The sequence below is a fragment of the Streptomyces sp. NPDC090025 genome (genome assembly GCF_044748125.1).
GTDB lineage: Bacteria > Actinomycetota > Actinomycetes > Streptomycetales > Streptomycetaceae > Streptomyces.
Genome location: NZ_JBIVFL010000021.1, coordinates 43583 through 63816, shown reverse-complemented (window position 1 = coordinate 63816; position 20234 = coordinate 43583). Strand labels below are relative to the sequence as shown.

Below are 20234 nucleotides of genomic sequence, written 5' to 3'. Positions count from 1 at the left end.
CCTGAACCCCCCATGCCCCGCAACCACCCCGCACGCCGGACGCACCGCGCCCGGCTGCCGCTGACCCTGGCGGCCTTCACCCTCGCCGCCGGCGGCCTCGCCGTCACCACCGGCGCCCCCGCCCAGGCCGCCACCGGCACCATCACCGGCATCGGCGGCAAGTGCGTCGACGTCGCCGGGGCCGCCACCGCCAACGGCACCGCCGTCCAGCTGTACGACTGCAACGGCACGAGCGCCCAGAACTGGGACGTCCGCACCGACGGCACCGTCCGCGCCCTCGGCAAATGTCTCGACGTCACGTCCGCCGGAACTGCCGACGGCACCAAGATCCAGCTGTGGGACTGCAACGGCAGCGCCGCACAGCGCTGGACCGTCACCGCCGCCCGTGACCTCGTCAACCCCGCGGCCGACAAGTGTCTCGACGCCACCGGCAACAGCTCGGCCAACGGCACCCGGCTGCAGATCTGGAGCTGCACCGGCGCCGCCAACCAGAAGTGGACCGCCCCCGCGCCCGGCGGCACCGACCCCGCACCCGGCGGAAACATGGCGGTCGCCCCGTACCTCTACAACGGCTGGGGCAGCCCGCCCAGCCCGACCACCGTCATGAACGCCACCGGGGTGAAGTGGTTCACCCTCGCCTTCGTCCTCTCCAACGGCACCTGCAACCCCCAGTGGGACGGCGCCCGCCCGCTCACCGGCGGCGTCGACCAGCAGACCGTCAACACCGTCCGCGCGGCGGGCGGCGACGTCATCCCGTCCTTCGGCGGCTGGAGCGGCAACAAGCTGGAGAGCTCCTGCACCAGCGCCGCCACGCTCGCCGCCGCCTACCAGAAGGTCATCGACGCGTACGGCCTGAAGGCCATCGACATCGACATCGAGGCCGAGGCGTACGACAGCCCGGCCGTCCAGCAGCGCACGGTCGACGCCCTGAAGACGGTCAGGTCCAAGAACCCGGGACTGAAGGTGTACGTCACCTTCGGCACCGGCCAGAACGGCCCCGACACCAGCCTGATCAACCGGGCCGCCGGCGCCGGACTCACCGTCGACAGCTGGACGATCATGCCGTTCGACTTCGGCGGCAACGGCCAGAACATGGGCACCCTGTCCGTCCGCGCCGCCGAGGGCCTGAAGACCGCCGTCAAGAACGCCTACGGCTACAGCGACGACCAGGCGTACCGGCACACCGGCATCTCCTCGATGAACGGCGTCACCGACGTCGGCGAGACCATCACCCAGGACGACTTCCGCACGATCCTCGGCTACGCGCGCCAGAGCCACCTCGCCCGGCTGACCTTCTGGTCCGTCAACCGCGACCGCCCGTGCACCGGCGGCGGCGCCGACACCTGCTCCGGCATCGCCCAGCAGCCCTGGGACTTCACCCGGATCCTGGCCGGCTACACCGGCTGACGCCGCCGGGCCCCCGCGCCTCCGTACCCCGTCCGCCCGGCCCCGTCACGGTCCCCGCCCGCACGTTCCCGAGGAGCACCATGCCCATACCCCAGCGGCGCCGCCTCGGCGCCGCGCTCGCCGCCGGCGGAGCGCTCTGCTCCGTCCTCGTCGGGCTCTCACCCGCCCCCGCCACGGCGGCGCCCGCCGCCGCACCGCCCGCCGGCACCGTCACGCTCACCAACAACGGCAGCGGCAAGTGCCTCGACGCCCGCGCCGCCGCCACCGTCAACGGCACCGCCGTCCAGCAGTACACCTGCAACGGCACCACCGCGCAGCAGTGGACGCTCACCCCGACCAGCGGCGGCTACTACCGGATCGGCAACGGCAACGCCGCCGACCAGGTCGTCGACGTGACCGACGTGTCCACCACCGACAACGCCCGCCTCCAGCTGTGGAGTTACGGCGGCGGCCTCAACCAGCAGTGGCAGCCCGTCGACGACGGCGGCGGCGCCTTCCACTTCGTCAACCGCAACAGCGGCAAGTGCCTCGACGTGCCCGGCGCCGCCACCGGCGACAGCGTCCAGCTCGTCCAGTACACCTGCAACGGCACCGCCGCCCAGCGCTTCCAGGTCACCCAGGTCGCCCCGCCCACCGGCGACCCAGACCTCGGCCCCAACGTCGTGGTGATGGACCCGAGCATGCCGTCCGGGACCGTGCAGAGCCGCCTGAACAGCATCTTCCAGCGCCAGGAGACCAACCAGTTCGGGCCGGAACGGTACGCCGTCCTGTTCAAGCCCGGCACCTACACCAACGACGTCAACGTCGGCTTCTACACCCAGGTCATCGGCCTCGGCCAGTCGCCCGACGCGGTCACCATCAACGGCGCCGTGCACGTCGAGGCCGACTGGTTCCCGCCGCAGAACGCCACCCAGAACTTCTGGCGCGGCGCCGAGAACCTCTCCGTCAACCCCACCGGCGGCACCGACCGCTGGGCCGTCTCACAGGCGTCCGCCTACCGCCGGATGCACGTCCGGGGCAACCTCGAACTCAGCGACGGCGGCTGGTCGAGCGGCGGCTTCATGGCCGACAGCAAGGTCGACGGCCAGGTCCGCTCCGGCACCCAGCAGCAGTGGCTCACCCGCAACTCCCAGCTCGGCAGCTGGACCGGTGCCAACTGGAACATGGTCTTCGTCGGCAGCCAGGGCGTCCCCGCCACCAGCTTCCCCAACCCGCCGTACACCACCGTCGACCGCGCCCCCGTGGTCCGCGAGAAGCCCTACCTCACCGTCGATGCCTCCGGCGCCTACAAGGTCGTCGTCCCGCCGGTCCGCACCGACGCCACCGCCACCAGCTGGGCCACCGGCGGCAGCCCCGGCACCCAGCTCGGCCTGGACACCTTCTTCGTGGTCAAGCCGGGCGCCACCGCGGGGCAGATCAACGCGGCCCTGGACGCGGGCAAGAACCTCCTGGTCACCCCGGGCGTGTACCACCTCGACCAGACCCTGCGGGTGACCCGCCCCGACACCGTGGTGCTCGGCCTCGGCCTCGCCACCCTGATCCCCGACAACGGCATCACCGCGATGACCGTCGCCGACGTCGACGGCGTGAAGATCGCGGGCCTGCTGTTCGACGCGGGCACCGTCACCTCGCCCCGGCTGCTCGAACTCGGCCCCACCGGCTCGACCGCCTCGCACGCCGCCAACCCCAGCTCGCTGCACGACGTGTACTTCCGCGTCGGCGGCGCGGGCGTCGGCAAGGCCACCACCAGCCTCGTCGTCAACAGCGACCACGTCATCGGCGACCACATGTGGATCTGGCGCGCCGACCACGGCAGCGGCGTCGGCTGGACCACCAACACCGCCGACACCGGACTCGTCGTCAACGGCGACGACGTGACCATGTACGGCCTCTTCGTCGAGCACTACCAGAAGCACCAGACGCTGTGGAACGGCGAACGCGGCCGGACCTACTTCTACCAGAACGAGATGCCGTACGACCCGCCCAACCAGGCCGCCTGGATGAACGGCGGCACCCAGGGCTACGCCGCCTACAAGGTCGCCGACAACGTCACCAGCCACCTCGCCTACGGCCTCGGCAGCTACTGCTACTTCAACGTCAACCCCGGCGTCACCGCCGAGCACGCCATCGAGGCCCCCAACCGGCCCGGCGTCAGCTTCCGCTCCATGGTCACCGTCTCCCTCGGCGGCACCGGCACCATCCGCCACGTCGTCAACGACCGTGGCGGACCCTCCAACTCCTCCACCAACGTGGCGAATCTGGTGAGCTACCCGTGAGACGACTCCTGCTCGGCCTCCTGGCCCTGACCACCGCCCTGCTCCTCGGCACCGGCGGCACGGCCGCCCCCGCCGCCGTGGCCGCCGCCCCCGCCTTCAAGGTCCTCGCCCTCTACAACGGCACCTGGGACGCCGCCCACATCGACTTCGTCAAGGAAGCCAACGCCTGGTTCCCGAAGACCGCCGCCGCCGAGAACTTCTCCTACACCGCCACCACCGACTGGAACCTCCTCGCCAACGGCGGCGTCGACGCCTACGACGTCGTCCTCTTCCTCGACGACGCTCCGCAGACCGCCGCCCAACGAGCGGGCTTCGAGCGCTACATGCGCGCGGGCGGCGGCTGGCTCGGCTTCCATGTCTCCGCCTTCACCACCGACGCCGGCGGCTGGAACTGGTACTACAACCAGTTCCTCGGCAGCGGCAACTTCCGCTCCAACACCTGGGGTCCGACCACCGCCGTGCTCCGCACCGAGAACGCCTCCCACCCCGTCGCCGCGAGCCTCCCCACGACCTGGACCTCCGCCGTCAGCGAGTGGTACAGCTGGTCGAACAACCTGCGGGCCAACCCCGACATCAAGGTCCTCGCCTCGGTCGACCCGTCGAGCTTCCCGCTCGGCACCGACCCCGACCAGTCCTGGTACAGCGGCGACTACCCGATCGTCTGGACCAACACCAAGTACCGCATGCTGTACGCCAACTTCGGCCACAACGCCATGAACTACAGCACCAACACCCGACTCTCCTCCACCTTCGCCAGCGCCACCCAGAACCGGATGCTGATCGACGCGCTGAGGTGGCTCGCCGACGCGCCCACCACCCCCGCCGACCCCTGGTACACCCTCACCAACGAGGGCAACGGCCGCTGCGTCGACACCCGCGCCGCGGCCACCGCCAACGGCACCGTCGTCCAGCAGTACACCTGCAACGGCACCCAGGCGCAGCAGTTCCGGATCACCGCCACCGACAGCGGCTACAGCCGCCTCGCCGTCCGCACCGCACCCGCCCAGGCCGTCGACGTCACCGACCGGTCCACCGCCGACGGCGCACCCCTGCAACTGTGGGCCTACGGCGGCGGCACCAACCAGCAGTGGCGCGCGGTCACCGAACCCTCCGGCCGCACCCGCTTCGTCGCCCGCCACAGCGGCAAATGCCTCACCGCGAGCACCGGCACCGCCGACTCCGTTCCGCTCGTCCAGCGCACCTGCGACGACTCCCCGTCCCAGAGCTTCCGGCTCACGGCGCAGCCGTAGCACGTCCACGGTACGGGCAGGGGTGCGGGCGCGCCGACAGCGGCGCCCGCACCCCTGCCCGTACGACCGCTCGAAACGCCGCCCCGTAAAACCGTTTCACCGCACCGCCCGGCGTTCCCTACACTCACCGCTGTACCGATCAACGCCACACCGTCCGAAGGGAGATGACCCATGCGCGCCACGGCCCTCACCGCCGTCCCCGCCCCCGTCGTCCCCCGCGCCCGGTACGACGTGATCCTGGCCTCTTCGTCGCTCCGGTGCCGGCTGCGCGGCCGCCACCGCTGACCCGCGACGATCCCGCACCCGGCGCGCGGCACCCGACCCACGTCCGGGTGCCACGACCCGCCGCACGGCCTTCCCGGCCGACCCCTTCCGTCACGGGAATCGCGCTGCCCTGCACCCACGCATCGCACGCGAAGGACCCCATCCCATGCGAACCGAGACCCGTACCCGCATCCGCAACCTCGGCATCCTGGCCCACGTCGACGCGGGCAAGACGACGCTCACCGAGCGCTTCCTCTTCCTGACCGGCGCCACCCACAAGCGCGGCGAGGTCCACGACGGCACCACCGTCACCGACTTCGACCCGCAGGAACGCGACCGCGGCATCACCATCTTCGCCGCGGCCGTCAGCTGCGACTGGGCCGGCCACCGCCTCAACCTCATCGACACCCCAGGGCACGTCGACTTCGCCGACGAGGTCGAACGCGCGCTGCGCGTCCTGGACGGCGCCGTCGCCGTCTTCGACGCCGTCGCGGGCGTCGAACCGCAGAGCGAGTCCGTGTGGCGCCAGGCCGACCGGCACGGCGTCCCGCGCCTCGCCTTCGTCAACAAGCTCGACCGCGCCGGAGCCGACCTCGACACCGCCGTCGCGTCGATCCGCACCCGGCTCGGCACCGTACCGCTGCCCGTCCAGCTGCCCATCGGCCGCGAGGACGGCTTCACCGGAGTCGTCGACCTGATCCGGCTGCGTGCCCACACCTGGCACCCACCGCAGGACGACGGCACCGGCGGCCAGGAGACCGGGCCCGTCCCCGACCACCTGGCCGAGGAGGCGGTACGGCGCAGGCGGCGGCTCGTCGAGACGGTCGCCGAACTCCACCCGGGCGCCCTGGAGGAGTTCTGCGCCACCGGCACCCTCGACGCGGCCACCCTGACCGCCGCCCTGCGTGACCTCACCCTGTCCGGCGAGGCCGTCGTGGTGCTGTGCGGCTCCGCCTACCGCAACCGCGGCATCGAGCCGCTGCTCGACGCCGTCGTCGCCTACCTGCCCGCCCCCGCCGACCTGCCGCCGGTACGGGGCGAGCACCCGGCCGACCCGACGGCGCCGCTCACCGCGCTCGCCTTCAAGGTGACCACCACGGCCACCGGCCGCCTGACCTACCTCCGCCTCTACGCGGGCACCCTGAGAAAGGGGGACACCGTGCTCGACACCACCGCGGGCCGCACCGAACGCATCGCCCGCATCCTGCGCGTCCAGGCCGACCGCACCGCCGAGACCGACCGCGCCGAGGCGGGCGACATCGTCGCCGTCGTGGGCCCCAAGTCCGCCCGCACCGGCGCCACCCTCTGCGCGCCCGACGCACCCGTCCGGCTCGAACCGCCGGTCAGCGCCGACCCGGTGGTGTCCGTCGCCGTCGAGGCCCGGCACGGCCGCGACACCGAACGGCTCGCCACCGCGCTCGCCCGGATCAGCGAGGAGGACCCCTCGCTGACCGTGCGGACCGACCCCGAGTCCGGCCAGACCGTGCTCTCGGGCCTCGGCGAACTCCACCTGGAGGTCGCGGTGGAGAAGCTGCGCCGCGACCGGAACCTGGAGGTGACGGTGGGCCGCCCCCGGGTCGCGTACCGGGAGACGCCCGCCGGGACGGTCACCGGACTGACCTACCGGCACGTCAAACAGGACGGCGGGTCCGGGCAGTTCGCGGTCGCCGTGCTCGACCTCGCGCCGTTGGAGGAGGGTGAGCGGGTGGCGGGCGACCGGACCGGGGGCGAGCGGACCGGCGGCGGTTCGGCCGAGGACTTCGTCTTCCGGTCGACGGTGACCGGCGGCCGGGTCCCCGCCGAGTTCGTCCGCGCCTTCGAGGCGGGCTGCCGCGACGCGCTCGCCGAAGGACCGCTCGGCGGCCATCCGGTCACCGGCGTCCGGGTCACCCTCACCGACGGGGCGACCCATGTGAAGGACTCGTCCGAACTGGCCTTCCGGGCCGCGGGCCGCCTCGCCGTGCGCGAGGCCCTGCGCACGGCGGGCACCACCCTGCTCGAACCGGTCGTGGAGATCACCGTCACCGCGCCCGGAAGCTCCGTCGGCACGGTGCTCGGTGATCTGACGGCCCGCCGGGCCAGGATCACCGACTCCACCACGCACGCGGACACGGCGGTCCTGACCGCCACCGTCCCGCTGGCGGCACTCTTCGGCTACGCCACGCACCTGCGCAGCCGTACCCAGGGCCGGGCGACCTTCACCACCCGCCCGGCGGGCTACGCCCCCGCCCGCTGACCCGTCGCAGCAGGGGGCCCGGCGCCGTCACGGCGCCGGGCCCCCGAGGACATCGGGGCCCCCGGGCTACGACTCGTGCGGCTCCCGGGCCAGGAACGCGGGCCGCAGCGACGCGTCCACCGGGTCGTAATAGCGATGGAACACCGGGGTCGCGGAGCCCGACACCGGCGGCACGATCCAGCTCCAGTCGGCGGGCGTCGGGCGGCCGTGCCGGGCCTCCTGCGCGATGTGCCGCAGGAACCGCTCGGACTCGGTGTGATGGTCGGCCATCGTCACCCCCGCGTCCTGGAAGGAGTGCAGCACCGCCACGTTCAGCTCCACCAGCGCCCGGTCCCGCCACAGCGTCCGCTCCGAGGACCGGTCGAGCCCGAGCCGGTCCGCCACCACCGGGAGGAGGTCGAAGCGTTCGGCGTCCGCGAGATTGCGGGCGCCTATCTCGGTGCCCATGTACCAGCCGTTGAACGGCGCCGCCGGATACCGGATGCCACCGATCTCCAGCACCATGTCGCTGATCGCGGGCACCGCGTACCAGCGCAGCCCCAGGTCCGCGAACCACGCGTGGTCGGGATGCCGCAACGGCACCTCCGACACGGCGCCGTCCGGCAGCTCGTACCACTCCGGCGCCGCCCCCGGGCCCGCCCGCACCAGCAACGGCAGCACCTGGAACTGCTCCTGGTCCCGCTTCCAGCCGAGCGCCCTGGCCCGCTCGGTGAGCCCGGCACTGCGCGGATCGCCCGCCCAGCGCCCCTGGGCCGTACGGTGCCCGGCGTAGCGCACCAACTGGTCGTTGACGATCCGCGGCCCGGGCCGCCCCGGCAGGTCCGGCGCGAACACCGAGATCACCGGCCGGATCCGGCCGCCGTTCCCGGCGAGCCGCAGATGCTCGAAGCACTCCTCCGCGACCTCGTCGGGGGAGGACACCGCGCGCAGGTCCCGGACGACCAGGCTGCGCCAGTACAGCCGCCCGATGCAGCGGGCGGCGTTGCGCCAGGCGACCCGGGCGCCGAAGGTCAGCTCGGCGGGGGAGTGGGTGTAGGTGCCGGTCCGCTCGATCTCGGCCCGCACCTCCCGCAGCCGCGCCTCCACGGCACCGCCCTCCGCACCGGCCTCGGCCGCGAGCTGCGGGTGCTCGGCGTGGTACTGCCGGACGAACCGCTCCGCCTCCTGCCGGAGCGACGCCGACGGGGACGGCGGCGGCACGGGCGCGGGACCGGGATCGAGACCGGGGTCCTGCGCCGGGGCGGGGGCGGCGGGGGTGTGGGTGTGCGCGAACGGGCAGGCGCCGGCGACGGGGGCGGCTTTACGGCGACGACTCAGACTGAAGACCAAGGTGTTCCCTCCCTGGCCCCATGACTACCTCACGAAGTCGGGCGGGTGTGGAGAGTAGTCGAATATCGCCCACCGGCCGGTGCCGCGCTGCTAGGGTGCCGCCCCACTTGTCCGGGTCTGCGGGCGGGTACGGCGCAGTGCCCGGTCGTGAGCGGGGGCGTCACCGGAGCCGCCGCCGGGGTCGTCAGCGGGTCAGGTCGAGGACCAGCTTCCCGCGCGTCCGGTTGCCCTCGCCCAGCCGGTGCGCGTCGGCGGCCTCGCCGAGCGCGAAGACGCGCTCCACCTCGACCCGCAGCGCGCCCGCGTCGACGAGCCCGGCGATCGCCGTCAGGGCGGGGGAGTCCGGCTCCACGATCATCGGGGTGGTGCGCACCCCGGCCGCCTCGCCCGCCGCGGCCAGCGCGTCCCGCACACCGCCCGGCAGCGACACGACCAGGCCGCCGGGCCGGGTGACCGCGACCGACCGCACGTCCGTGTCGTCGATGCCGCCCATCAGGTCCAGGACCACGTCGACCGGAGCGGTCGCGTGCTCGAAGCGCTCCCGGGTGTAGTCGATCGTCTCGTCCGCGCCCAGCTCCTTGAGCCAGCCGTGCCGGGGCTCCCGGGCGGTGGCCACCACCTCGGCCCCGAGGTGCCGGGCGATCTGCACGGCCAGGTGCCCGACGCCGCCCGCCGCCGCGTGCACCAGGACCCGCTGTCCCGCGGTCACCCGCGCGGTGTCCACCAGGGCCTGCCACGCGGTCAGCGCGGCGAGCGGCAGCGCCGCCGCCTCCACATGCCCGACGGACGAGGGCTTGCGGGCGAACTGCCGGGACGGCGCGGTGACGTACTCCGCGTACCCGCCGGCCGGACGCGGGAACCAGGGCATCCCGTACACCTCGTCGCCCGGGCGCAGCGTGGTGACCCCGGCGCCCACCGCCTCGACGACGCCGGAGACGTCCCAGCCGAGGATCACCGGGAGCGACACCGCACCGGGCAGGCCGTGCCCGTCGCGGGTCTTCCAGTCGACCGGGTTGATCCCGGCGGCGCGCACCCGCACCAGCACCTCGGTCGCCAGCGGCGCGGGGCGCGGTACCTCGGCGACGGTCAGCCGCTCGGGGCCGCCGAACGCGGTCAGGGTCACGGCCCGCATGGTCTCGCTCATGATCTTCCTTCACTCTCGGGCGTACGGCACGGGGCCTGCCGCCCGGTGGTACGAGCCGGGGCGGAACCCCCGGCCCGACCAAGGGTTTCTCCTGGCCGGCCCGCCGAGTGAGTGGCCGGAAGGACAGCTGTCGTACTATTCCAGCCATGGCTTCCGTCGTGACGACCACCGCGCCCACCCGCCCCGCCGTGCCCTCCGCGCCCGGCTACCCGTCGGCGGTCGTCCCCGCTCCGGGCCCGGGCCAGGGCGCGTCCGGGGCGCCGCACCGGGTGGTCGTCCTCGCCCTGGACGGCGTGCTGCCGCTCGACCTCGGCGTCCCCGCCCGGGTGTTCAACGCCGCCACCGACGAGCACGGCATCCCCTTCTACACCCTGGTCACCTGCTCGCTCGGCGGCCGCCCGGTGCACACGGCGGAGGACTTCCGGCTGCTCGTCGACCACGACGAGACCGCCCTCGCCACCGCCGACACCGTGGTGATCGCCACCCAGGAGCCGTCCACCCATCTGCTCGCCACCGGCACCCTGCCGCCGGAACTCGCCGCCGCGCTCGACCTGATCAGGCCCGACGCCCGGGTCGTCAGCCTGTGCAGCTCCGCCTTCCTGCTCGCCGCCGCCGGACTCCTGGACGGCCACCGCGCCACCACCCACTGGATGCTCTGCGACGCCTTCGCGCGCCTCTTCCCGAAGATCGACGTCGACCCCGACGTGCTGTTCGTCGACAGTGGCCGGATCCTGACCTCGGCGGGCGGCGCGGCCGGCATCGACCTGTGCCTCCACCTGGTGCGCCGCGACCACGGCGCGGCCGTCGCGAGCGCCGCCGCCCGCCGGGTCGTGGTGGCGCCCTGGCGCGAGGGCGGCCAGGCACAGTTCATCGAGCACCCGGTCCCGGCCGACGCCGACCGGTCCACCTCGGCCACCCGCCACTGGGTGCTGACCCGGCTCGCCGAGCCGCTCACCCTGAAGGACCTGGCGCGCCACGCGCTCATGAGCGAGCGCACCTTCACCCGCCGGTTCCGCGCCGAGGTCGGCACCAGCCCGCTCCAATGGCTCCTCCAGCGCCGCATCGACCACGCCCGGCACCTCCTGGAGACCACCGAACTCACCGTCGCGGCCATCGCCACCGCCTGCGGCTTCGGCGACCCGGTGGCCCTGCGCAAGCACTTCCACACCCACCTCGGGCTCGCGCCGCTCGCCTACCGCGCCGCCCACCGCGCCCCGGGACTCCCGGCCGCCGCCCCGGCCTGACCGCCCCGCCCGGCCCCCGTGGCGATGCGCCGTCCGCCCGCGCGCGGCACGATCGAGGTGACCCCAAGGCGACACGGCGCGGCACACGGAGGCGGACATGGCGGCAGGCTGGGAACCCCGTCCCATCGAGGACCCGGACGCCGACGAATTCCGGCCACCCCTGGACATCCCGCCGCCGGAGCCGCAGCGCCGCTGGACCGTACTGCTGCGCTGGCTGCTGCTCATCCCGCAGTTCATCGCCGTCGCCGTGCTGTCGTTCGTGGCGTTCTTCGTCACCGTCGCGGGCTGGTTCGGCGCCCTGTTCACCGGCCGGCTGCCCGACCCGATCGCCTCCGTGCTCGGCGCGATCCTCGCGTACCAGACCCGGGTCTCCGCGAGCGAGACCCTGCTCGTCGACCGCTACCCGCCGTTCTCCTTCGACGCCCCCGACCATCCGGTCCGCATCGAACTGCGCCGCACCCCGCTCAACCGGCTCGCGGTCCTCTTCCGGCTGTTCCTGATGATTCCCGGCGCCATCATCAGCGGGCTCGCCCAGACCGGCTGGTTCGCCGTCGGCTGGGTGTTCTGGCTGATCACGCTCTTCACCGGGCGGATGCCGGACGCCGCGTACACCGCGACCGCCGCCGTCGTGCGCTACCGGATGCGGTTCAGCGCGTACGTCATGATGCTCACCCCGGTCTACCCGAAGGGCATCCTCGGCGACGAACCCGCCCCCGCCGCCCAGGAGGTCCGCTCGGGCACCCGCCCGCTGCTCCTGGACACCTCGGCGAAGATCCTGGTCTGGCTGTTCCTCTTCCTCGGCCTGGTCGGCCACCTCGCCAACGGCACCCTGACCTCGACCAGCGGCGGGAACGACGACACCAACGCCGGAGGCGGTGCCGGTGGCCACGGCACGCACGCCGTCACCACCGTCACCGCCCCGGCAGATCCGGCCGGTCCGGCAGATCCAGCCGGTCCGGCCGGTTCCGGTCAGACCGCCGTCGGCTCGACGACGAACAGCGGGATCTCGCGCTCGGCCCTGGCCTGGTAATCGGCGTAGTCGGAGAAGGCGGCGACCGCCCGCTCCCACCACACCGCACGCTCCTCGCCCGACAGCAGACGGGCCTTCATCTCCCACACCTGGGTGCCGTCCCGAAGCTCCACCAGCGGGGAGGAGACCAGGTTGTGGTACCAGACCGGATGCTTCACCGCCCCGGCGTTGGACGCGACCAGCGCGTACGCCCCCTCGTGCTCCACCCGCATCAGCGGCGTCTTGCGGATCTTCCCGCTCCGCGCGCCGACACTCGTCAAAAGGATCACCGGAAGGTCCCCACGGATCGTGGTCCCCTCCGTACCGCCCGAGGACTCGTACAGCTCCACCTGATCCCGGACCCACTGCGTGGGGCTCGGCTCGTACACACCGACAAGTGCCATGTCCAACCTCCTTGGTCAGCTCCAACGACCGCCGGACACCGAGGTATTCCGGACGGTAAGAAGCATTGTCAGACCCCCCGCCTACGGTGTGTGAGGAGAGATCAGGACCGATCTTGGTCTCGTACGTCGAGGAAAGAAGGGGCCCGTGGGGCGCTGGGAGCACACCGGGGACGGCTCGGCCGACCCCACCACCGAGAGCCCGTCCGGGCAGGCCGCCGAGCCCGACGAGGACACCTTCGTCTTCCCCGCCGCCTGGAAGAAGCTCCTCCACCCCCGCCGCGGCGGCGTCGCGACCGAGGTCGCTCCGGTCGCGCCCGACGCGGCCCGCTGGGACGAGTGGCGCGCCCGGTACGCCGAGGACATCGAGCGCGCGCTGGACTCGCCGACCGGCGACGAACTCCTCGTCGGCGCGGCCCGCACACACGACGCGGGGGTGCCCGAGCCGCTCGGCGCCGCCGTCCTCGCCGTGCTGCTGCCCGACGGAGCAGGTGGGGTCGGCGGCGCCGAGCTCGCCGACGCCTGGGTGGCCGCCCACGGCCTGCCGTTCGCCGCCCGCGCCGCCGTCGAGCAACTGGACTGCCGCACCCAGCGCCATCAGCCCTTCCACACCCCCGGCTTCGTCCGCGGCGTGGAGCGGGTTCCCCAGAACGACGTGGACTGGCGCTCCATGCGGGCGTACGCCACGCTCGACCGGGTCCGGGCGCTCCTCGCCGTCACCGACGACGCCGACCACGCGTCCGCCGTGGCCGGTCTCGCCGGACACCGCGGCGACGCCCGCCGCAAGGCCGCCGTCAGCTTCCTCGTCCCCACCGAACGGGCCTGGACCGACGACTGCCTCGCCGACCCCGAGGTCCTGGGCCACCCCCTGTTCCCGGTCCGCGAACGGCTGCTGTGCGCGGTCGGCTCCGCCGACCAGCTCGCGGCCCACGCCACCGGCAGCGCGCACGCCGGACACCCCTGGGGCGCCGTGCGCCCGCTCGTCGTCGCGACCGTCGCCGACGCCGTGGGCACTGCCGTCACCCCGCTGCTCGTCACCGCGCTCGCCGCCCCCGCCCACTCCGGCGACGACACCGCGGCCCTCGCGGCCGCCCTCGGCGAGCTGCCGGTCGACGCGGCCTTCCAGGCCCTCGTCGACCGCATCGGCGACAAGCGCGTCCGTCCCGAACTGGCCCTCGCCGCCCGCCGCTTCCCCGTCCGGGCGCTGCGCCTGCTCGGCGCCGCGGCGAGCGACGGCGGCCCCCACGCCGCGCTCGCCGAGCGGATGCTCACCGCCCAGGTGGCCGCCCACCGCGCACGGACCCGCACCGCCCTGCCCGGGCTTCCCGACACCGTCGCCGCGCTCGTCACACCGCTCACCGTCGAACCCGACCCGGCCGACGACGCCCCCGTGTCCGCTCTCCCGCCGCTCCTCACCGCCCCGCCGTGGACCGGGCAGCGCACCACCGCCAAGCCGCCCGTCGTCAAGGGGCTCGTCCCCCCGGCCGACGCGCGGATCGCCTGGCTCCCCGACGAGCGCGAGACCTGGGCCACCGGCGAGTGCTGGGCGAGCGGCTGGTACCCGTACCGGCCGGTCGAGCACTTCGTCGACCTGTTCCACCAGGGCAGGCTGGGCAGCTGGGACGCGCTCGGACTGTTCCTGCACGGCCCGGCCGAGCTCGTCCGCCCGCTCCTCGCCGACTGGCGGCCCTTCGACGAGGGCGACGGCGCCGCCTCCTTCCGAGCACTGGCCGCCGCCCATGAACTCGCCGTGCTGCCCCCGATGCTCCGGCTCGCGCAGGACGAACCCCTGGCCATGGCCCCCGCCCTGCTGCCGTACGTCGACACCGGGGTCGCCCGGCTGATGGCCGACTGGCTGCACCGGCTGAAGAGCACCGGGCGCATCGCGCGCGGCTGGTTCCTGCGGCACGGCGCCGACGCGGCGCGCCCGCTCGTCCCGGACGCGGTCGGCACCCCGGGCCCGGCCAGGACGGCCGCCGAAGGCGCCCTGCGGACCGTCGCCACGGCCCACGGGGCGGACGCCGTCCGTGCCGTCGCCGCCGAGTACGGGCCCGAGGCCGCCGCGGCCGTCGACCTCCTGCTCGCCGCCGACCCGCTCGTCACCGCCCTGCCCGCCCGCCTGCCGGCCCCCGCCGACTGGGCCGACCCCCGGACACTGCCCCGGATCCGGCTCACGGACGGCGGCGGCGCGCTCCCCGTGACCGCCGTCGGCCATGTCCTCACCATGCTCGCCCTGTCCAAGCCCGAGGCGCCCTACCCGGGCCTCGCCCCGCTCGCCGAGGCGTGCACACCGGAATCCCTCGCCGCCTTCGGCCGGGCCCTGTTCGAGGACTGGCGGATCGCCGGGATGCCCGCGAAGGGCGCCTGGGCCCTGCACGGCCTCGCCTGGCTCGGCGACGACGAGACCGTCCGCGCCCTGACCCCCGTGATCCGGGCCTGGCCCGGCGAAGGCGCCAACCAGCGCGCGGTCGAGGCCCTCGACGTCCTGGCCGCCATCGGCACCGACACCGCCCTCGCCGCCCTGCACGGCATCTCCCAGCGGGTGCGGTTCAAGGCCCTCAAGGAACGCGCCCAGGAGAAGATCACCGAGGTCGCCGAGGGACTCGGCCTGACCGCCGACCAGCTCGCCGACCGGCTCGTCCCCGACCTCGGGCTCGACCCGGACGGCACGACCACCGTCGACTACGGCACCCGCCGCTTCACCGTCGGCTTCGACGCCCGGCTCGCCCCGTACGTGCGCGACGCGTCCGGCCGCCTCCTGAAGGACCTGCCCAAGCCCGGCGCCCAGGACGACCAGGACCGGGCCGCCGCCGAACGGAAGCGGTTCACCGCGCTGAAGAAGGACGCCCGCGGCGTCGCGGGCGACCTGACGCACCGCCTGGAGAAGGCGATGGTCGACGGCCGCACCTGGACCGGCGCCGAGTTCCTGCGCCTCCTCGTCGCCCACCCGCTGGTCCGGCACCCCACCGGTCGCCTGGTCTGGCAGGCCGCACAGGACGGCGAGGCGTTCACGTTCCGCGTCACCCAGGACGGCGGCTGCGTGGACCCCGACGACCGCCCGCGCACCCTCGCCGACGAGGCGACGGTCACCCTGCCGCACCCACTGCGCCTCGGCCCCGCCCGCGAGCGCTGGGCCGAGGTGTTCGCCGCCCACGGTTTCGACCAGCCGTTCCCCCAACTGGACCGCCCGGTCCTGACCCTGGACGAGGCCGAGGGCCAGGGTGACCAGCTGACCCGCTTCGCGGGGCGCAAGGTACCCACCGGCAAGGTCCTCGGACTCCGGGCGCGCGGCTGGGAGCGCGGCGCGCCGCAGGACGGCGGCGTCGAGGGGTGGATCTCCCGCCGGGTCGCACCGCGCTGCCACCTCGTCGTCACGCTCGAACCCGGCATCGTCATCGGGGCCGTGGACGCCGAGCCGGACCAGTTCCTGGAGGCGATCGGCCTCGCACAGCACCCCGGCGCCCGGCGGCCCGGCGATCCCGACCCGGCCCGCCTCGCCGACCTCGATCCGGTCGTCCTCAGCGAGGTCCTCGCCGACCTCACCGCGCTGACCTCGTGACCCCGTCCGCCCCGACTCGGCCGGCCGCCGGTGAGCCGACCTGGCCCCGGCCGGCCGGCGGGGTTACGGTCGGCGCCATGCGCGAGGACACCCCGGGCCAGGGCGACGGCACACGAGCGGGCGGGGCGGCAGCACCGGCGGAGCAGGCGCGGCGGCAGGGCTGGCTGCGCTGCCTGCTCGCCGGGGCGGTGTTCGTCGTCTGCATGACCGGCACCACCCTGCCGACCCCGCTCTACCCCCTCTACCAGCAGAAGTTCGGCTTCTCCGAGCTGACCGTGACCGTCGTCTACGCGGTGTACGCCTTCGCGGTCATCGGCGTCCTGCTGCTCGTCGGCAACGTCTCCGACACCATCGGCCGCCGTCCCACCCTGCTCTGCGGGCTCGGCTTCGCGGCCGCCAGCGCCTGCTGCTTCCTCGCCGCCGACCAGCTCGGCTGGCTGTACGCGGGCCGACTGCTCTCCGGCCTGTCCGCCGGACTGTTCACCGGCGCCGCCACCGCCTACGTCCTCGAACTCGCCCCGCCCGGCGGCACCTCCCGCGCCACCTTCGTGGCCACCGCCGCCAACATGGGCGGTCTCGGCTGCGGCCCGCTCCTCGCCGGACTCCTCGCCGAGTACGCGCCGAGCCCGCTGCGGACGCCCTACCTCGTCCACCTCGGCCTGGTCGCCGCCTCCGTCCTCGCCCTGCTGTGGCTCCCGGAGACCGTGGCCGACCGCCGCCCCCTGTCGGCCGTCCGCCCCCAGCGCCCCGCCCTGCCCCCGCAGGTCCGGGCGGTGTTCTTCCCGGCGGCCGTCGCCGCGTTCGTGGGCTTCGCCCTGTTCGGCGTCTTCACCTCGGTCAGCCCGGCGTTCCTCGCCCGCTACCTCCACGTGGACAACCACGCCGTCAGCGGCCTCGTCGTCGCGCTCGCCTTCTTCGCCTCCACCGCCGGACAGCTCGCCGTCGGCCGGGTCGGCGTGACCCGCTCCCTGCCGCTGGGCTGCGCCGTGCTCTTCGCCGGCCTGCTCCTGCTCGCCGCGGCGATCCACGCGGACTCGCTCGCCCTCGTCGTCCTCGCCGCGCTGACCGGCGGCATCGGCCAGGGCCTGGCCTTCCGCGCCGCGATGACCGCCGTCGCCCAGGCCGCACCCGCCGAGCGCCGCGCCGCCGTCATCTCCACCCTGTTCGTGGTCGCGTACACCGGGATCTCCGTCCCGGTCGTCGGCGTCGGCCTGCTCGCCGACCCGCTCGGCCTCGAGGGCGCGGGCCTGGTCTTCATCGCCTGCATGCTGGCCCTGATCGTCCCGGCCGCGGGCTATCTGCTGCGCCGCCCGATCCGTACCGGAACGCCCTGAGCCCCCGCCGTACGTCTCGCCGAGCCCGCCGCCGGGCGCTCAGTCGTTGCCGGACTGGGTGGGGTTCCGCCGCCGCCGGTCCGAACGCTGGACGGCCCGCACCAGTTCACCGGCCGTGAGCGTCACCGCCGCCACGCCCCGCACCCAGCGGGGTCCGCCCCGTGCGGCCCACACGACACAGCCGCAGCCGAACGCGGCGAGCACCACGACTCCCGCGAGCACCAGCATGATCATCGATGATCCCCCATCGGTCCGTTCCGTTCCTGCCGTCCCTGTTCAGCTTCCGCTTCCGCCATCCTTCCAGGTCCAGGGGGCTCCCCGAGCAGCCGGAGGACGTCCGCCGTGCTGCGCACATCGCCGAACGACCGGTAGATGACGTGCAGCGCGGCGTTGTGGTCCCGGTCCCGGCGCGCCGCGTTCGCGTCGGCGACCATCAGCACCCGGAACCCGGTCGTCGCCGCGTCCCGCGCCGAGGACTCGCAGCACACATCGGTCAGAGTCCCGGTGACCAGGACCGTGTCGACCCCGCGCTCGACGAGCAGCCCCGGCAGCGGGGAACGCCCCGGGAAGAACGCGCTGTACGCGCTCTTCTCCACCACCAGGTCGTCCGCCCCGACCTCGAACGCCGGCCACAGCCGCCCGCGCGGCGGCCCCTCCCCGCCGCTGCGCGCGAACACCTCGCTCGCCGCCGCCCCGTAGAACTCCCCGCTGCGCGCCCCCAACGGCGCCTGCCGCCCCGGCAGCACCCACGCCACCAGACCCCCGGCGGCCCGCAGCGCACCCGCCAGGAGCGCGATCCGCGGCACGATCCCGCGCGCGTACGGATTGGCCGCCACGAAGAACGCCACCATGTCGATCACCACGAGCGCCGTCCGCGCGGCCTCGATCCGCTCGTACGCGTGCCGCCGCCCCCGTCGCAGCTCGTGCCGCTCGTACTCCCGGGGCTCGATCCGCCACGCGTGCGTCCGGCCGCCCGGGTCCGCGCCCTCGTCGGCACCCGCACCCGTGTCCGCGTCGGAATCGGTTCCCATGCTCCCCCTCGGCCCCGTGCCCGCACCGAAGGTGATCCTTCCCGGCCCCCGGCCCCGTCACCCCCGCGCCCGCGACCGCGCCCCGGGCGTCGATGTAAGGTCTGCCCCTACGCGTACGCGAATCGCGAACACACGCGCGAAGGCATCCGCGTGCGGATACGCGGATACGCGGATGCGCGGATGCGCGGATACACGGGCACGCGGGCACGCTGCTCATACGGTGAACGACGGGGGAGTACGGGGATGAAGCGACGCTGGGTGAAGGTCCTGACGATCGTGGTCGTGATACTGGCGGGACTGTTCGTCGCCCTCGACCGGATCGCGGTCCACTTCGCGGAGAAGGAGGCCGTCGCCCTCGTCCAGGAGAAGTACGGCTACGGGGCGAGCTCGACCGACGGGCGCACCGAGGTCTCCATCCACGGCTTCCCGTTCCTGACCCAGGCCGCCGACATGCGGCTCGACCACGTCACCCTCAGCGCAGGGAACTTCTCCGTCAACACCACGGTGAACGCCCAGGGCGACCACCTGAACATCCGCGCCCTCGACCTCGAGCTGCGCGACCTCACCGCGTCCTCGCTCTCCGCGCGCAGCGCCGGAGCCAACCTGGTCACCGGCCGCGTCGTCATCGGCTACGAGGACCTCTCGGGGGTCGTCTCCCGCCTGCTCGCCAAGGGTGGCGGTCTGACCGTCGCGCCCGCCGACCAGGCCCAGAACAATCAGACCCAGAGCGGCACGGCCCAGAACGGCGGCTCCGGCGAGGAGGCCCGCCTGAAGGTGTCCGGCACCTGGGACGGCCGGGCCCTGAACACCCCGGCGAGCATCTCGGTCGCCGCGGACGAGTTCCAGTTCCGCGCCCCGGAGATCAGCCCCGAGCCGTACACCTGGCGCATCCCGCTCCCGCAGAACATCGACATCACCGGCTCCCGCGCCACCCCCGAGGGCCTCGAACTCGAACTCACCGGCCACCAGGTCGTCCTCGGCGGCTGACCTGCGGGGGAGCGCGCCACACGGGTGCGCGAGGCCCGTGGGACGGGAGTTATGTTGTGAGCTCGGGAGGGCCAGGGGCGGGCAGCCGCCTGGGGGCTCCGAGCGTCGTGGAGGGGAATCGCATGATCCGTCTGTCCGAGCAACCCATGACCTGGGTGGCGGCCGGGGACAGCATCACCCAGGCCGTGCTGCACACCCATGGGGCGCGCGGCTGGGTGGAGCACCTGCAGGAGCGGGTCCGGTGGCAGCTCGACCGGCTGACCGACATCGTCGTCAACACCGGGGTCTCCGGCTGGCGGGCGGTGGACGTGCTCGGCTCGTACGACCATCTCATCGGACGTTTCGAGCCCGACGTCCTTTCGGTCTCGCTCGGCACGAACGACGCGCGCGCCGGTCTCGCCGGACTGCCGGAGTTCCGTGACGCCATGCGCGAGATCCTCCGGCGCGCGGGTGCGCGGCCGCAGATCGTCCTGCACACCCCGGTGCTCGTCAGCCTCGCCGGGCGCGAGGCCCGCGGCGCGCTCCCGGCCTACGCGCAGGCCGTCCGCGAGCTCGCCGACGAGACCGGCGCCCTGCTCGTCGACCACGAGGCCCACTGGCGCGAGCGCTTCGGCGACGACGACCCGATCGCCTGGCTCGACGACCCGGCCCACCCCAACGCCGCGGGCCAGCTCGAGATGGCCGAGCACACCCTGCGGGCCCTCGGCCTCGGCCCCCTGCAGCCGCGCTACTGAGCTTGCCGAGGCGTACGGGCCGGCCGTGA

Annotated in this window: 15 protein-coding genes; 10 read left to right on the top strand and 5 right to left on the bottom strand. The window is 74.0% G+C overall.

From position 1 onward, the window contains the following. The first annotated feature begins 12 nt into the window (after nucleotides 1-12). From ACIPXM_RS33185 to fusA, 4 genes are all read left to right on the top strand, one after another. Nucleotides 13-1407: a ricin-type beta-trefoil lectin domain protein gene (locus ACIPXM_RS33185; RefSeq protein WP_401663226.1), complete on the top strand. Its 1395-nt coding sequence runs from the start codon at nucleotides 13-15 to the stop codon at nucleotides 1405-1407. Between the two features lie 80 nt (nucleotides 1408-1487). Then, nucleotides 1488-3683, top strand: coding sequence for an RICIN domain-containing protein (locus tag ACIPXM_RS33180; protein WP_401663224.1), 2196 nt, complete (start codon nucleotides 1488-1490; stop codon nucleotides 3681-3683). Beyond that, complete coding sequence (locus tag ACIPXM_RS33175) at nucleotides 3680-4933, top strand: ThuA domain-containing protein (protein WP_401663222.1); 1254 nt, start codon at nucleotides 3680-3682, stop codon at nucleotides 4931-4933. Before ACIPXM_RS33180 ends, ACIPXM_RS33175 begins: the two co-directional genes overlap by 4 nt. A 430-nt stretch (nucleotides 4934-5363) precedes the next feature. Further along, entirely contained in the window at nucleotides 5364-7433 is a 2070-nt protein-coding gene (fusA, locus tag ACIPXM_RS33170) for an elongation factor G (protein WP_401663220.1), read from the top strand. Nucleotides 7434-7499: 66 nt separating this feature from the next. On the opposite strand, the gene ACIPXM_RS33165 is transcribed toward fusA, so the two are convergent. Beyond that, complete coding sequence (locus ACIPXM_RS33165) at nucleotides 7500-8633, bottom strand: nitric oxide synthase oxygenase (protein ID WP_401663394.1); 1134 nt, start codon at nucleotides 8631-8633, stop codon at nucleotides 7500-7502. 313 nt (nucleotides 8634-8946) lie between these two features. Further along, nucleotides 8947-9906, bottom strand: a complete 960-nt coding sequence (locus ACIPXM_RS33160) for an NADP-dependent oxidoreductase (protein ID WP_401663217.1) — start codon at nucleotides 9904-9906, stop codon at nucleotides 8947-8949. Between the two features lie 146 nt (nucleotides 9907-10052). On the opposite strand from ACIPXM_RS33160, the gene ACIPXM_RS33155 reads away from it, so the two are divergent. Together ACIPXM_RS33155 and ACIPXM_RS33150 are read left to right on the top strand one after the other, a co-directional pair. Next, nucleotides 10053-11150: a GlxA family transcriptional regulator gene (locus ACIPXM_RS33155; protein WP_401663214.1), complete on the top strand. Its 1098-nt coding sequence runs from the start codon at nucleotides 10053-10055 to the stop codon at nucleotides 11148-11150. A gap of 97 nt (nucleotides 11151-11247) precedes the next feature. Next, on the top strand, nucleotides 11248-12180 hold the full coding sequence (locus ACIPXM_RS33150) for a DUF4389 domain-containing protein (protein WP_401663212.1): 933 nt from the start codon (nucleotides 11248-11250) through the stop codon (nucleotides 12178-12180). Here ACIPXM_RS33150 and ACIPXM_RS33145 read toward each other — a convergent pair. Continuing rightward, a complete protein-coding gene (locus ACIPXM_RS33145; protein ID WP_401663210.1) occupies nucleotides 12120-12563 on the bottom strand; it encodes a nitroreductase family deazaflavin-dependent oxidoreductase in 444 nt (147 codons plus the stop codon). The genes ACIPXM_RS33150 and ACIPXM_RS33145 overlap by 61 nt on opposite strands. A 145-nt stretch (nucleotides 12564-12708) precedes the next feature. On the opposite strand from ACIPXM_RS33145, the gene ACIPXM_RS33140 reads away from it, so the two are divergent. Continuing rightward, nucleotides 12709-16119 (top strand): DUF4132 domain-containing protein, encoded by a 3411-nt coding sequence (locus ACIPXM_RS33140; protein WP_401663207.1) that lies wholly within the window; start codon nucleotides 12709-12711, stop codon nucleotides 16117-16119. Nucleotides 16120-16322: 203 nt separating this feature from the next. Next, nucleotides 16323-17453 carry an MFS transporter gene (locus ACIPXM_RS33135; RefSeq protein WP_401663391.1) on the top strand — a complete coding sequence of 377 codons (1131 nt, stop codon included), beginning with the start codon at nucleotides 16323-16325 and terminating at the stop codon, nucleotides 17451-17453. 39 nt (nucleotides 17454-17492) lie between these two features. Here ACIPXM_RS33135 and ACIPXM_RS33130 read toward each other — a convergent pair whose 3' ends face one another. Next, a complete protein-coding gene (locus ACIPXM_RS33130; RefSeq protein WP_401663205.1) occupies nucleotides 17493-17687 on the bottom strand; it encodes a hypothetical protein in 195 nt (64 codons plus the stop codon). After that, entirely contained in the window at nucleotides 17684-18484 is an 801-nt protein-coding gene (locus ACIPXM_RS33125) for an isochorismatase family protein (RefSeq protein WP_401663202.1), read from the bottom strand. Before ACIPXM_RS33125 ends, ACIPXM_RS33130 begins: the two co-directional genes overlap by 4 nt. A gap of 243 nt (nucleotides 18485-18727) precedes the next feature. Between ACIPXM_RS33125 and ACIPXM_RS33120 the strand changes: the two genes are divergently transcribed. Next, the gene (locus ACIPXM_RS33120; protein ID WP_401663199.1) at nucleotides 18728-19471 is read left to right on the top strand and encodes a DUF2993 domain-containing protein; all 744 of its coding nucleotides are present in this window, start codon (nucleotides 18728-18730) and stop codon (nucleotides 19469-19471) included. A 122-nt stretch (nucleotides 19472-19593) separates the two neighbouring features. Beyond that, complete coding sequence (locus ACIPXM_RS33115; RefSeq protein WP_401663197.1) at nucleotides 19594-20205, top strand: SGNH/GDSL hydrolase family protein; 612 nt, start codon at nucleotides 19594-19596, stop codon at nucleotides 20203-20205. The last annotated feature ends 29 nt before the right edge of the window (nucleotides 20206-20234 follow it).